Source organism: Fulvivirga ulvae (assembly GCF_021389975.1).
GTDB classification, from domain to species: Bacteria; Bacteroidota; Bacteroidia; order Cytophagales; family Cyclobacteriaceae; genus Fulvivirga; species Fulvivirga ulvae.
This window is the reverse complement of record NZ_CP089981.1, coordinates 6,500,067-6,514,159: the sequence shown is the minus strand read 5'-3', so window position 1 is coordinate 6,514,159 and position 14,093 is coordinate 6,500,067. Positions and strand designations below refer to the sequence as shown.

Sequence of the window (14,093 nt, the reverse complement as noted above, 5' to 3'; positions counted from 1 at the left end):
CTTTGACGCACACAACGGACGAAATTGTAAACTATACTTAATCAAATAACTCACTAAAAATTTTCATTATGAAAGCTTATAAAGACGGTCTCAAAGTATTATCCAGAGGAACATGCGGTACGGCATTCTGCTCACTGCTCAATGAAGAGTACGGTGTACCTAATGAAGTTGCAGAGGTAGCCGCATCTCCTTTTGCGGGCGGACTACTGAACAGAGGCTACCAATGCGGCCTGATAGGTGGCGCCGTTCTGGCTGCCGGGGCAGAATCTTATCGTAGAAACGAAGACACGGGCACAGCTGTAGCCATGGCCATTACTGCCACCCAGCACCTGATGCAATCATTTACCAAAAGAACGAACACCATAAGCTGCCGCGATATCACCGATATGGACCTCTCAGGCAAACTGGCCCCGTTGAAGGTACTGTTTACCGGTAAAGCCTTCACCTGTATGAAGCTTGCCGGAAAATGGGCACCCGAAGCCATCAAGTCAGCCGATGAAGGGTTGTCTGACGACACGGTCAAGTTCTGCCCGGGATCAGTAAGCTGCGCCTCTGAAGTAGTGAAAAAAATGGGGGGAACAGATGAAGAAATGCTCATGGTGGCCGGGTACGCCGGAGGTCTTGGGCTTAGTGGAAAGGAATGTGGAGCACTCAGTGCCGCCATTTGGTACAAAATGGTTGACTGGCTCAAGAAAAACCCCGGTAAATCTGCCTCGTCATTTGATGCCCAGGAGCAGAAGAAGATGTTGAGAGCATTTTACGTGCAGACTGACTCCGAAGTAATGTGCAGCAAGATCACCGGCAAAGAGTTCAAAGATATAGATGATCACTCCGATTACATCAAAAACGGAGGTTGTAAGAAGATCATCGATGCGCTTGCCGCACTATAATCCATACAAGTATTTTAAAATATAATTGCCATGATAAAACAGCTATTGGGTAAACGTAACGTTTATTTCGATCATAACGCAACAACCCACATTGCACCTCCCGTGAGGAGTGTGATGAACCGGGTGTTGAAAACTTATTGGGGCAACCCTTCATCGGGCTATGCCAAAGGTAAAATGTCAGCACAGATCATTGACAAAGCGCGTGAGCAGGTGGCTTCTGCCATCGGGGCGCATTCACATGAGGTGTATTTTGCCAGTTGTGCCACCGAATCCAATAATGCCATATTGAAAACGGTCAGCAACCATTTCTACCCTGATAAAAACAAGATCATTTCTACGCCCATAGAGCATCCGTCGGTGATGAATACCCTGGAATATTTGAAGGCAAAGGGTATTGATGTGCAATATTGCCCGATAGACAGCTCAGGCCGTGTGATCCTTGATGAGCTGGACGCTATGATCGATGATAAGACCTCACTGGTATGCTGCATGCTGGCCAATAATGAGATAGGTACGATCCAGGATGTGAAAAAGATAGCCGCAATGGCGCGGGCCAAAGGGGCATTGGTATTTTCTGATTGCGTGCAGGCGCTGGGCAAGATCCCGATCAATGTAAAAGATTTGGATGTAGATTATGCCACATTTTCTGCCCACAAACTTTACGGCCCCAAAGGCATTGGAGCCTGGTATGCCAGAATTAGCTGTCCCTTAGAGCCTTACATACATGGCGGACATCAGGAGGAAGGAATGCGTGCAGGAACTGAGTCGATCCATAACATTGCGGGTTTTGGAGAAGCTTGTAAACATGTGAATAAGCTTGTAACATTTTCAATGCAAAATGAGTCTCTTAAGCGTACATTCCTCAATGAATTGAAAGCAATCAAAAGCGATATCATCATTAACTCTCCGGTGGACAATTGTTTGACCAATACCATCAACCTGACCTTCCCGGGTATAGGTAGCGGAGAGTTAATGAAGATGCTTGATTTTCATGGCATTGCCGTTTCGGCAGGTTCTGCCTGTAGCACGTCTTCTAACAAACCCTCACATGTTTTAAAAGCCATTGGGTTGTCAGACGAAGCAGCACAGGAGTCTATCAGGATAAGCTTTGGTACCGCCACGAAACCGAAACACATTAAATACACATTAAAGGTGCTTAAACAGTATATTGAGGATGATAAGCTTTAAAACTAAAATTTAACCAACTCAGGCCGCGATCATGAAAAACCAACCCCATACCTCGCAAGAGACGACAGACAAATCCGAAAAATTCTGGGACAAGAGTGCCGGAGGGTACGATAAGGAAGAAATGAAGGATAAAGCAGTACGCTTGAAAATCCTTGACCGGACCAGGAGGCACCTCAAAAAACAGGACAAAGTCCTGGACTTCGGGTGTGCCACCGGAATACTTGCCAACGAGATTGCCGGAGATGTACAAACCGTCCATGGCATGGATATTTCATCGGAAATGATCCGGCTGGCCCGAAACAACGCCGATGAGCTGGATATTCAAAACATTCAGTACACACACACAACTATATTTGACCCACAATACAAACCGGGGACTTATGATGTGATCTTAGGCGTTTACCTGCTTCACCTGCTGGAAGATATGCCCAAGGCATTGAGAAGGGTTCACGAATTGCTGAAACCGGGAGGGTTGTTCATTTCCGTGACACCCTGCATGGGCAAAAGGTCATTTGCAGGTATTGCCCTTTCCCTGGTCAGCAAGCTCGGACTGATACCCAACCTGAAAACCTACAGCGTCGATGAATTGGTGGACGCAATCACCCGCAGAGGTTTCAGGATAACAGAAAGTGAGTGCCTGCAAAAAACCGGGAGACAATATTTCATTGTTGCAAAGAAAGATTAAGCCTCACAGGCTGAGGCTGATTAAGTATAGAAAGTACAGACCAAAATCAACTAATAATTAAAAAACGAAAGAGATTCAGATGAAAACAATTAAGCAAACTGAGTACGCATCAGCGGATGTAAGCCAACTCGAAGAAAAGCAGAATGGCATGCCTGAAAATAAAGGAGCGGAGAGAGCATTTACCGAGCTCGAACGCGGAGTGTATGCTGCCCTTGAGACTTATTCCAACGTACATCGAGGAAGTGGGCACAACTCATTGGTATCTTCACAACTATATGAGCACGCCAGAGGTGTAGTGCTGGAATACATGGGCCTGAACAAAGACAGGTACATTGTTATTTTCTGTTCACCCAAAAGGACTTCCGAACTGATTTCCCTGCTCAAGCCAGGAAGCTACCAAACCATTACCAGCCGTGAAGTCGGCTTACCATTAGGTATCACTGCTGTTGCCGTAGAGAAAAAAGCCCTTCCCAAAGGTTCACCAACAGAGTGCGGAGGAGGAACAGCCAGACTTGTGGCCGCAGGCTGGATTATCTGGAATACCGGACCAGACAAATTCGAAGCAGGTACACCAGCTATTGTCAATGTTATTGCCTTCAGCAAAGCACTGCTCCTTTTAAAGCGGTACGGAAAAGATATCTTCAAAAAATTGCAGGGCACAGATTTGGGCATAACGGAATTGCTCTACAAAGATGAATTGGAGCAGTACTCAGGTGTGGAACTTATGGAGCAGCTCAGAAAAACCCTGATAGGCCTGGGCATGATCGTACCTACACTGGAAGGGGAGAAGCCCTTTGTTAATCTCGACAACAGTGCCAGTACACCTACATTCCAGCCGATATGGAATACTTTCCGCCAGGCATTGCGCCTGCCCGAGCGAAGAAAGCAGGATGTGGTCAGGGAAGTAAAAGCCATTTGCAGCGAGATCCTTGGAGCTCCCCTGGATAAATACGACATCATCTTCACCAAAAATACTACCGAGTCCATCAACCTTGTGTCCGAAAGCCTTGGCCGTTCCAATGACAGGGACACAGAACCGGCAGTGCTTATTTCATTGCTGGAGCACTCTTCCAACGACCTGCCGTGGCGTATGGCTTCGAAGAAGTCGCTGGTAAGGCTACCTGTAAATGCTGAAGGCTTTGTAGACCTCGTGGAGCTGGAAAACCATCTGAGAGAGTACAACCAGGACCACAAACATGGCAAAAAGCGTATCAAAGTAGTGGCCATAAGTGGTGCTTCCAACGTATTGGGAACCTGCAATGATGTCGATAAAATCAGTCCTATTGTACATAAATATGGTGCACGCCTGTTGGTCGACGGTGCCCAGGTAGTAGCACACCGCAAGGTTGAAATGGAAAAAGACGATATCGACTATATGGCATTCTCAGCCCATAAAGTATATGCGCCATTTGGTACCGGTGTGCTGGTGGCCAAAAAAGGTCTGCTCAACTACAAGCCGGATGAATTGCGACAGATCAGTACATCAGGGGAAGAAAACATCGGTGGTGTGGCATCCTTGGGCAAAGCCCTGGTGATTTTGAGAAGAATTGGTTTCGATGTGATCCATGAGGAAGAGCAGAAGCTGACCAAAATGGCATTAGATGGTTTATCAAAAATACCTAATATCAGGATTTTTGGTATTACCGACCAGAATTCAGGTTCATTCGATAAGAAAATTGGTGTTATTGTATTTGAAACAAAAGACATCCTCCACAACAAGCTGGCCGAAGAGATGTTCCAGAAGGGGGGTATAGGAGTACGGTACGGTTGCCACTGCTCTCACTTACTTATTAAGCACCTGCTTGATATCAGCCCGGTACTTGAGCAGGTTCAGCGAGTTGTGCTTACGGTGTCTCCCAAAACCCAGCTCCCTGGCGTAGTAAGGGTAAGTTTAGGTGTTGAAAATACCAAAGAAGACATCGAAATCCTGATCCAGGTACTGAACAAACTGACCAACGACGCCAAAAGAAAGCCCAATGGCGAACAAAAGAAAGCACTCGCTCAGGCCGAGACCGATTTCCAGAAAGAACTGGAAGAGTTCTCCCAGACGGCTATTCATAAGGTTTATGCTTATGCTGAGTGATTTGCTTCAGGTTTTCGGTGACCGGTGTTTGGTAATCAGTATTCGGTAATTAGTAAACGGTGAGCTGTCGGAAGATCGAAGACCGAAGTCGGAAGGCAGGAGAATCTATAGTTTGACCGGTAACAGTGAACGGGTATAAGAAGAATCTGGATTCTGAACATTTCTATGAGACTACTATCCCCTGAGGGGATTTTAGGGGTGTTTTTTCAGAAACCAGAAACTAGTACCCAGCCACCAGTAACCAGCACCCAGTAAAAATTTTTCAACCATTAACTGTAATAAAAATATATGCGTGTAGCAGGAATTGAAGCTATGAATGTTTTCGCAGGCACTACTTTTTTAGATGTAGAGAAGCTTGCCGAACACAGGAACCTGGATACCTCCAGGTTTAAGAACCTCCTGATGAAGGAGAAGACCGTGGCCTTACCTTATGAAGACCCGGTTACTTATGGAGTAAATGCCGCCAAACCACTTATTGATGCCCTGAGTCCGGAAGAGAAAGACCGCATAGAGCTGGTCATCTCATGTACGGAGTCGTCCTTCGACTTTGGCAAATCAATGAGTACCTATTTTCATGAAATATTGGGCCTGAACCGCAACTGTCGACTGTTTGAGCTCAAGAATGCATGTTACTCCGGAGTGGCCGGCTTTCAGATGGCCGTTAATTTCATTCTTTCGCAGACCTCACCCGGAGCCAAAGCCTTGGTGATTGCCACTGATGTATCCCGCTTCATGATCGAAGAAGGAGGGGATGCACTCACCATGGAATGGTCTTTTGCCGAGCCTAGCGGTGGTGCCGGAGCTGTAGCGATGATCGTGAGTGAAACACCCTATGTGTTCCAGGTAGATATCGGAGCTAATGGCTATTACGGCTACCAGGTTATGGACACTTGCAGGCCTACCACTGATGGTGAGGCGGGAGACTCAGATCTGTCACTGCTTTCTTACCTGGACTGCTGTGAAAATGCATTTTACGAATATCAGAAAAGGGTGCCCGAGGCAGATTACGCCAAAACTTTCAGCTATCTGGCTTTTCATACCCCATTCGGAGGCATGGTCAAGGGAGCACACCGCAATCTGATGCGGAAAACAGTGAAAGCAAAGACTCAGGACATTGAAGCCGATTTCGAGACCCGCGTGGTACCAGGATTGGTCTACTGCCAGCGGATAGGCAATATCATGGGCGCTACCGCTATGATGTCCCTTGCCAGCACCATTGAGAACGGCAACTTTACAGCAGCACAAAGGGTAGGGTGCTTCTCCTACGGTTCTGGCTGTTGTTCCGAGTTTTTCAGCGGTGTGGTGAGCGAAGAAAGCCAGCAAAGCCTGAAAAAATTCAAGATCAAAGAACAGTTCGACAAAAGGTACGAGCTGACCATGGACGAATACGAAAACCTGCTTGTAGGCAGCAATGCGGTGAAATTCGGAACCCGCAATGTAACACTCGATACCAGTTTCATACCTCAGTCCAGGAAAGCCATGGGCAGGGAGACACTGTTTTTGAAAGAGATCAAGGAATTTAAAAGAGAGTACGAATGGGTGTCTTAAGCAATGTAGCAACTTACGAAACCATCAAGGTCCGGTTTGAAGATGACATTTGTTTTATTCAGATCGACCGTCCCGAGGCCAACAACGCCATTAACGACAGCCTCGTGGAAGAGTTTAGTGACGTACTTGACCAATGTGAAGACCAGGCCAAGATCGTGGTAGTGGAAGGCTCCCCAGAAGTATTTTGTTTCGGGGCAGACTTCAAGAGTATTCAGCAAAGCCTTGACAATGGGAATGGCCACCAGGAGCAGAACCCCGAACCGATGTACAACCTGTGGATGAAGCTGGCTTCCGGTCCCTATGTTTCCATTGCCCATGTCAGGGGGAAAGCTAATGCCGGAGGTATTGGCTTTGTGGCAGCCTGCGATATTGTGCTCTGTGAAGAAAGGGCAGTATTCAGCCTGTCAGAGTTACTGTTCGGCCTGATGCCTGCCTGCGTATTACCGTTTTTGATACGAAAGGTAGGTTTTTCAAAGGCACATTACATGACCCTGATGACCCAGCCCGTATCGGCAAAACAAGCCTGCGACTGGGGTTTGGTAGATGCCTATGAAGACAAAAGTGAAAACCTGTTGAGAAAACACCTGTTAAGGTTGCGGTTGCTCTCCAAAGAGGGAGTAGCCCGCTATAAAAATTACATGAACAAGCTCAACGATTTTCCCGAGGCTTCCAAAGCAGAAGCCCTCGCAGCCAACATCGAAGTGTTCTCAGACCAAAACAACCTGGATAAAATTACAAGGTTCGTAAAAACCGGACAATTCCCCTGGGAAGCCGGGTAAATAACGTTTTGGAAGTATGGCTATAGTTGGCTTTGAAAATTATCTATAGTTTTCGGAGGGGTAATCCTTTTTAAGGCAGACTCTGGTTCCGGTAGTTCCCCCTGACCCGGTGGCTGTTCCCAGACAGCCACCCACAAGAGAGCCTCCAAGGGGGAGGGACTGCTTAAAAAGCAGTGCCATTCTGAGCCCTGAAAGGGTGTAATAACCTCTGTCTGGAGATATTACTACTGCCAGGGCTCCTGAGCAGTTAAGCTTTACCAAACTTTCGGAAGTTTAGTAAAGCCGCCGTTTAGTTCTGTCTTTAACCCCGGTGGTTGTCCTCAGACAGCCACCCACAAGAGAAGCTCTAAGGGGGAGGGACCGCTTAAAAAGCAGTGCCATTCTGAGCCCTGAAAGGGAGTAATAACCTCTGCCTGGAGATATTACTACCGCCAGGGCTCCCGGGCAGTTAAGCTTTACCAAACTTTCGGAAGTTTAGTAAAGCCGCCGTTTAGTTCTGTCTTTAACCCCGGTGGCTGTCCCCCGACAGCCACCCACAAGAGAAGCTCTAAGGGGGAGGGACCGCTTAAAAAGCAGTGCCATTCTGAGCCCTGAAAGGGAGTAATAACCTCTGCCTGGAGATATTACTGCCGCCAGGGCTCCCGGGCAGCTAAGCTTTACCAAACTTTCGGAAGTTTAGTAAAGCCGCCGTTTAGTTCTGTATTTAATGAATATGCATAGAGCGGTTTTTGGAACGGGGTTCTATAGATAAGGAAAAAGCAAATTTTAATTAAATCTATCATTTAGAGGAAAGCATGAAGAGTCGCCTCAATACCGTCAATACACTACTTGTTATCATGATCTCAATGATCACTTTTACCACTGTCTACAGCCAGACACCGGTGGAAAGTGACACAACCGAATGGGAAGATTTTGATACCCCCGAACTGGACTTTTCAGAAAGTGAAGCACCCGTTTTTAGTAGTTCACCCGACGAGTTGGTCGTAGAAGAAAAGGAATCCTTTTTAAACTCATACATCCTCGATCCGATGCGTATCGGGCTGAAATACGAGCTGGCCTACAAAGTAACCAAACCAGACAGGGTAATGAACAACAGGCTTTCATACAGACTCGAATATTCACGGTCCTTTTTCGATCATTTTTCACTACAGGTAGACACGAAGATTTTTACCTTCCTGAAAAATGACCATCGGGCCAGGCAGATCTCCTACTGGTTCAATGACAATACAGAAGAAACCGAGTTTTCCTTCGGAGGAAGAACGCGGGAGGCCTTTTTGCAGGCCAGCTTTGGCAAAACAAGCATACGCGCCGGTATCCAGACCCTGGTATGGGGAGAGTCCGATTTTGCCATTGTCACCAACGAAGTAAGCAGGCTCGATTACCGGGAGCCACTAAGCCTGAGCATCGATGAGCTGAGGATAGGCCAGCCCATCATTACAGTAGACCACTATTCGGAATCCGGTGACTGGAGTGCATTTTTTACCCCTGACCCGAAGTTTAACGAGCATCCCAAAGAAGGGACAGGCTACTACTACGAACCCTTTAACGGAACCGTCAAATACCAGCAGGAATCTGATGATGACAACCATTTTGAGTTTGGATTGCGATGGAAGAAAACCTTTGGAAAGAGCGACATCAGTATCATGGCCGCCAGCCTGATCAACAATGAATTTGCCCTGCGGATGGTGAACCCCGAACTGATCACCAGGGGTAAGCATCGCTTCCATATGGCCGGGTTTACCTTCAACAGGGCCATCAGCAATTTCCTTATTAAAGGAGAAACCGCCATAAAATCCAAAAAAGCTTATAACGATGAGTCATTTCAAATTGTGGAGAAGAATGCACTCGATGCCTCACTGGGAGTAGATTATTATATGAACAACAGCTTTACCATAAGCCTCGAAGCCGTAAACTATCACATTATGGACTGGAACGAAAGCATACAAGGGCAGCCCAGAAATAACTACATGCTGCTGGCCGCCCTGAGCAAAGAACTTATGAAAGGTGATCTATCCATTAACCTGGCCTCCATGTACAATGGCCCCTATACCACTTTTTTCAATATACTGTCAACCTCCTACAACTGGAATGACCGTACCACACTGTATTTTGATATGCTAATGCCCTTTACCGATGACCCAAACAGCGGACTTTACATTTACCGAACCCAAAAGCAAGCAGTGCTCAAAATCCAGTACCAGTTTTGATTTGCACGGTGTAAAACACCCCTGAAGTCCCCTCAAGGGGACAGTTAGGGCAGTGCAAGTAATAAATTTGGAGGTAAGCAATATCGTTTACTCATTATTAACACACTTCCAAGCAGAGTCTCTCGCAGAGGACTCTGCGTCTTCCAAGGCCCAAAAGCCCTAATATGCAGGAAATACAACAAAGAATTAATACAAAGAAGAGGTAATTAAGAACATTAATCGCCATATTGAAAAATACACAAATCCAGGTGGCCGTAGGCCGGAGGGCGTTCTCCATTAGGAAGGTTAGGAAGTTAATTACTTTCGAACAGAGTCTCCTACTTTATTTCCGAGCAGAGTCTCTCGTAGAGGACTCTGCGTCGTTCAAAAACAAAGGTTATAACATGCAGGAAACACAACAAAAAAACCACTTAGGTAGATCCTCCCTATCGTCATGAAGACTTTGTGGTAAGGAGAGGTTTGCAGGTACTGATAGTGAAGTGGACTGGTAATATCGGCAAAACACCCCTGCAGTCCCCTCAAGTGGACAGTTAAGGCAGTGCAAGTGATATAATTTGGAGGTTGGCAACATTGTTTACAATTATTAACACTATTTCCCAGCTACTTCTGGGCTGAGTCTCTACATATTTCCCGGCAGAGTTTCTTGCTTACTTCCGAGCAGAGTCTCTCGCAGAGGACTCTGCGTTTTTAAAGCAGAAAAGCCATAAAAGCAGCAATTTCAAAACCAGCATTTAATGAAAAAAAAGATCATATTCATGTATTCCGGGCAAGGGTCCCAATACTACCAGATGGGTAAGGAACTCTATGAGAACCATCCCAAGTTCAGGCAGTGGATGGATCAGTGCGACGAAATCGTTCAACCCATCATTAAAACCTCACTGACCAACATCCTATACAGAGGCAAAGGCAAGGGCGAGCCCTTTGACAACGTACTGCATACCAAGCCAGCCTTGCTATGCATCCAGTACAGCCTGACCAAAGTGCTCAATGAAATGAATATTAAGCCGGATTTCCTTATGGGCTACAGCGTTGGCGAGCTGGTAGCAGCCGTAGCGTCAGAGGCAGTTTCACTGGAAGACGGGATCAGGCTGGCAGTAGATATTGCCAGGCTGACTGATGAAAAGACCCAGCCCGCAGCCATGCTGGCAGTTATGGGGCAGAAATCATTGATGGCAGCCTACCCTGAACTTTTCCACGACTGCTGGCTGACCGCGGAGAATTTCACTGAAAATTTTGTGGTCAGTGGCTTGCCCGGGACAATACAGCAACTGCACGGAGAATTGAACAAGAAAAGTATAATGTCTCAAATCCTGCCGGTTAAATACGGCTTCCATACAGCGCTTATAGACCCGATTGAAGAAGAATGCAAACAGCTTGTTCATAACGTCAGCATCTCAGCACCCAAAGTGCCTATGATTTCTTCCTTGAGTGAAGGAATAGTACAGCAACCGGATGGAGACTACCTGTGGAAGGCTATCCGGCACCCGGTTAATTTTCAACAGACCGTGAGGAGGGTTTTGGATACAGGCGATTATATTTTCATAGATGTGGGGCCGAGCGGTACCCTGGCTACCTTTGTAAAATACATTCTTCCGCCAGATTCAGGCTCTGTCTCTTTGCAGGTGCTCAACCAGTTTGGCAGAGACCTGCTCAATATCGACAGGTTGAAAACCAACCTGCTTAGTCATACATACTGATATATGATATTTCTCCTCCTGGACATCTGGCAGGAAGGAGTTTAAAAAATAAATAATTACGAGAATCTAAAAACCTAAAATAACCATGAAGAAAACATACGTATTCCCCGGACAAGGCTCACAAAGAAAAGGCATGGGAGGCGACCTTTTTGATGAGTTTCCCGAGCTGACTAAAAAAGCAGATAAGATACTGGGATACTCTATCAAAGAGCTTTGCCTGAACGATCCTGACAAACAACTGAACGAAACCCAATTTACCCAGCCTGCGCTTTATGTGGTCAATGCCCTTTCATACCAGAAAAAGCTAAAAGACGGTGAAAAAAAACCGGATTTTTTGGCAGGTCATAGTTTGGGAGAGTACAATGCCCTGGAAGCTGCCGGAGTATTTAGCTTTGAAAACGGTCTTAAGCTGGTGAAAAAGCGGGGCGAACTGATGAGCCAGGCCAAAAATGGAGGAATGGCTGCAGTTTTAAATTCCTCTGAAGCACAGATCATGGAAATCCTGAAGGACGCTAAGCTGACTACCATAGACATTGCAAACCTGAATGCACCCAGCCAGATCGTAGTTTCAGGCTTGCGCGAAGACATCAACAAAGCCCAGTCATTCTTTGAAAATGCCAATACCATGTTCATTCCTTTGAATACCAGCGGAGCGTTTCATTCGCGCTACATGAAAGAACCTGCTGCAGAGTTTGGAAAGCAGGTAAAGAAGACTAAATTTTCGAAACCAAAAATACCCGTGATTGCCAACGTAACCGGCAAGCCCTATGAGTTTAAAAATGTAGCCCAGCACCTGATAGACCAGTTGTCTAACAGCGTAAGATGGTCAGAAAGCATGACCTACCTGCTGGATCAGGGGGTTACAGAATTTGAAGAACTTGGCGTAGGAGATGTGCTGACTAAGCTGATCGGCTATATTAAAAAGGATTACGAGAAAAATGCTTCCGGAAAAACAGAAGCTAAAGCCAGTGAGGAGAAAGTCTCAAAGGAAAGTGAAAAGGCAACGTCCAGGGGCAGGTCGATTACCGAAAGATCAAAGCCAAAGCAGCACACTGATGCAGTAACCCTGGTAGAGCGATGGAACGAGGCACATCCGGTAGGTACTAAAGTGATCTCCGGCTTTTATGAAGACGAGCTGGAAACGCGCACTGAGGCGATGGTACTGTTTGGCCATCGTGCCGCGGTTTACATGAAAGGCTACAATGGATACTTCGATTTAACAGAAATAGAAACTGTAAAGTAAATAATAAAAATTAGTTTGCATTTTATAAAAAATAAGAAGTAAATAAATATTACTTTTTATTATATTGCTATGCAAACTCGGCGCTGTACCCAAGTGGTTTAAGGGGAAGGTCTGCAAAACCTTTATTCGGTGGTTCGAATCCACTCAGCGCCTCTAAAAATTTAATGTCAATAGCTTAATAATGAGTTAGTTCCTGTCATTTTCCGGATGAGCACCCGGAAAATCATTATGAGTCACCAGGGAACTCACTAAGCTTAAGGCAGAAGCCTTCATGTAGAGCAGGCTTTTCCCTGAACGGAAAACCTGTAAGAAGGCCATTTTAAGAAAGCACATGGCGCTGTACCCAAGCGGCTAAGGGAAAGGCCCGCAAAGCCTTTATTCAGTGGTTCGAGTCCACTCGGCGCCTCTAAAATAATGAACTGAAAAAGTTTCAGGAGTCATTGCTTAGGCGGAGTAGTCCTTTCATTGCCCGCATGACCATCAGGAAAGTCATGGGTATGCATCAGGGAACTCACTAAGCTCAAGCCAGAAGCCTTCATGTAAAGCAGGCATTTCCCTCAACGGAAAACCTGCAAGAAGGACATTTAAGAAAGTACAAGGCGCTGTACCCAAGCGGCTAAGGGAAAGGCCCGCAAAGCCTTTATTCAGTGGTTCGAGTCCACTCGGCGCCTCTAAAACATACAGTTTAAACGACTTATTTATATGTCAATGAAGTTTGAAGACTTAGAGAGGGGTATTCATTACATAGACGCAGGATTCAGAGGGGTAATACAAGTTGCTGTACTGAGAATGACTTATGTATCGATGGTCAACTATAGCTATCTGATAGTTGATAACATTACCAACCAATCGGTGATTGTAGATCCGGCGTGGAACATGGAAAAGATCGACCATGCCCTGGAAGATACCGGTACTACATTGAGCGGGATTTTGCTTACCCATGCCCACCCGGACCATACCGATCTGGCCAGACCCCTGGCGGAAAAGCACCATTGCCCGGTCTGGATGTCTAATGAAGAAATTGCTGATTCCGGGTTCTATGCGCCGCAGTTGGTAGGCATCGATCCGAGGCCCTGGTCTGTGGGGCAGATCCAGATACAGCCGATACTGACGCCAGGCCATACCCCAGGGGGCATGTGCTATCTGGTAGGTAATAACCTGTTTACCGGCGACACACTGTTTGCAGAAGGCTGCGGACTTTGCCCGGATATGGAGGCCGCACACAATATGTTTGAAAGCCTTGAACACCTCAAAACCAGGCTCGCACCCGAAACACTTATTTTTCCAGGACATAGCTATGGCAGGCAGCCGGGTCAAAAGTTTTCGCAGGTATTGAAAGACAATATCTACCTGCAGTTCAAAAACAAATATGATTTTACCGCATACCGGTTAAGAAAAGGCCAAAACAGGTTGAGCTTTTTCGATTTTAGGTAAACCAGGAGTGATTGAAAAATAACATTAAAGTAAAACCAATTAAAATAGAAGATCATGTCAAAAGAACACGTATTTGAAGTAGTGAAAAAGATAGTAATGGAAGTACTTCCAGATGTAGGACCAGAGCAGGTTACACTGGATATCAGTTTAAAAGACCTGGGTGCCAACTCAATTGACAGAATGGAAGTTGTGACCATGTCGATGGAAGAGCTGGGCTTGAAAATACCCTTGATGAGCTTTGCACATGTAAGCAATATTGAGGGGCTGGTGGATGTATTAAATATGAATTACGCTACTGTCAGCGAAAGCGATACCCTGTAATTTATCCGCAATTACACC

12 protein-coding genes and 3 tRNA genes are annotated in these 14,093 nt (G+C 46.1%); 14 read left to right on the top strand and 1 reads right to left on the bottom strand.

Features of this window, described 5'->3' with window-relative positions; genetic code table 11:
* Positions 1-68 precede the first annotated feature (68 nt).
* The 6 genes from LVD17_RS26925 to LVD17_RS26900 all read left to right on the top strand — a co-directional run bounded on the left by LVD17_RS26925 (position 69) and on the right by LVD17_RS26900 (position 7,173).
* Entirely contained in the window at positions 69-890 is an 822-nt protein-coding gene (locus tag LVD17_RS26925; protein WP_233763260.1) for a C-GCAxxG-C-C family protein, read from the top strand.
* Positions 891-920: 30 nt separating this feature from the next.
* The gene (locus LVD17_RS26920) at positions 921-2,078 is read left to right on the top strand and encodes a cysteine desulfurase family protein (protein WP_233763258.1); all 1,158 of its coding nucleotides are present in this window, start codon (positions 921-923) and stop codon (positions 2,076-2,078) included.
* Positions 2,079-2,109: 31 nt separating this feature from the next.
* Positions 2,110-2,763 carry a class I SAM-dependent methyltransferase gene (locus LVD17_RS26915; protein ID WP_233763256.1) on the top strand — a complete coding sequence of 218 codons (654 nt, stop codon included), beginning with the start codon at positions 2,110-2,112 and terminating at the stop codon, positions 2,761-2,763.
* A gap of 79 nt (positions 2,764-2,842) precedes the next feature.
* Positions 2,843-4,846, top strand: coding sequence for an aminotransferase class V-fold PLP-dependent enzyme (locus LVD17_RS26910; protein ID WP_233763254.1), 2,004 nt, complete (start codon positions 2,843-2,845; stop codon positions 4,844-4,846).
* A gap of 288 nt (positions 4,847-5,134) precedes the next feature.
* Entirely contained in the window at positions 5,135-6,394 is a 1,260-nt protein-coding gene (locus tag LVD17_RS26905; protein WP_233763252.1) for a hydroxymethylglutaryl-CoA synthase family protein, read from the top strand.
* Entirely contained in the window at positions 6,382-7,173 is a 792-nt protein-coding gene (locus LVD17_RS26900; protein ID WP_233763250.1) for an enoyl-CoA hydratase/isomerase, read from the top strand. Before LVD17_RS26905 ends, LVD17_RS26900 begins: the two co-directional genes overlap by 13 nt.
* Before the next feature lie 39 nt (positions 7,174-7,212).
* On the opposite strand, the gene LVD17_RS26895 is transcribed toward LVD17_RS26900, so the two are convergent.
* Entirely contained in the window at positions 7,213-7,434 is a 222-nt protein-coding gene (locus LVD17_RS26895; RefSeq protein ID WP_233763248.1) for a hypothetical protein, read from the bottom strand.
* Between the two features lie 533 nt (positions 7,435-7,967).
* On the opposite strand from LVD17_RS26895, the gene LVD17_RS26890 reads away from it, so the two are divergent.
* From LVD17_RS26890 to LVD17_RS26855, 8 genes are all read left to right on the top strand, one after another.
* Entirely contained in the window at positions 7,968-9,380 is a 1,413-nt protein-coding gene (locus LVD17_RS26890; RefSeq protein WP_233763245.1) for a DUF1302 family protein, read from the top strand.
* 734 nt (positions 9,381-10,114) lie between these two features.
* Positions 10,115-11,077: an acyltransferase domain-containing protein gene (locus LVD17_RS26885; RefSeq protein ID WP_233763243.1), complete on the top strand. Its 963-nt coding sequence runs from the start codon at positions 10,115-10,117 to the stop codon at positions 11,075-11,077.
* A gap of 85 nt (positions 11,078-11,162) precedes the next feature.
* Positions 11,163-12,320 carry an ACP S-malonyltransferase gene (gene fabD / locus LVD17_RS26880; protein WP_233763240.1) on the top strand — a complete coding sequence of 386 codons (1,158 nt, stop codon included), beginning with the start codon at positions 11,163-11,165 and terminating at the stop codon, positions 12,318-12,320.
* Positions 12,321-12,399: 79 nt separating this feature from the next.
* A tRNA-Cys gene (locus LVD17_RS26875) sits at positions 12,400-12,473 on the top strand.
* A 180-nt stretch (positions 12,474-12,653) separates the two neighbouring features.
* Positions 12,654-12,726 (top strand) — tRNA-Cys (locus LVD17_RS26870).
* A gap of 192 nt (positions 12,727-12,918) precedes the next feature.
* Positions 12,919-12,991, top strand: a tRNA-Cys gene (locus LVD17_RS26865).
* A 31-nt stretch (positions 12,992-13,022) separates the two neighbouring features.
* Positions 13,023-13,754, top strand: coding sequence for an MBL fold metallo-hydrolase (locus LVD17_RS26860; RefSeq protein ID WP_233763238.1), 732 nt, complete (start codon positions 13,023-13,025; stop codon positions 13,752-13,754).
* Positions 13,755-13,808: 54 nt separating this feature from the next.
* A complete protein-coding gene (locus LVD17_RS26855) occupies positions 13,809-14,075 on the top strand; it encodes an acyl carrier protein (RefSeq protein ID WP_155173908.1) in 267 nt (88 codons plus the stop codon).
* The last annotated feature ends 18 nt before the right edge of the window (positions 14,076-14,093 follow it).

Coding starts and splice junctions, on each gene's coding strand:
- LVD17_RS26925 (WP_233763260.1), top strand. CDS start 69: ATGAAAGCTTATAAAGACGGTCTCAAAGTATTATCCAGAGGAACATGC.
- LVD17_RS26920 (WP_233763258.1), top strand. CDS start 921: ATGATAAAACAGCTATTGGGTAAACGTAACGTTTATTTCGATCATAAC.
- LVD17_RS26915 (WP_233763256.1), top strand. CDS start 2,110: ATGAAAAACCAACCCCATACCTCGCAAGAGACGACAGACAAATCCGAA.
- LVD17_RS26910 (WP_233763254.1), top strand. CDS start 2,843: ATGAAAACAATTAAGCAAACTGAGTACGCATCAGCGGATGTAAGCCAA.
- LVD17_RS26905 (WP_233763252.1), top strand. CDS start 5,135: ATGCGTGTAGCAGGAATTGAAGCTATGAATGTTTTCGCAGGCACTACT.
- LVD17_RS26900 (WP_233763250.1), top strand. CDS start 6,382: ATGGGTGTCTTAAGCAATGTAGCAACTTACGAAACCATCAAGGTCCGG.
- LVD17_RS26890 (WP_233763245.1), top strand. CDS start 7,968: ATGAAGAGTCGCCTCAATACCGTCAATACACTACTTGTTATCATGATC.
- LVD17_RS26885 (WP_233763243.1), top strand. CDS start 10,115: ATGAAAAAAAAGATCATATTCATGTATTCCGGGCAAGGGTCCCAATAC.
- fabD (WP_233763240.1), top strand. CDS start 11,163: ATGAAGAAAACATACGTATTCCCCGGACAAGGCTCACAAAGAAAAGGC.
- LVD17_RS26860 (WP_233763238.1), top strand. CDS start 13,023: ATGTCAATGAAGTTTGAAGACTTAGAGAGGGGTATTCATTACATAGAC.
- LVD17_RS26855 (WP_155173908.1), top strand. CDS start 13,809: ATGTCAAAAGAACACGTATTTGAAGTAGTGAAAAAGATAGTAATGGAA.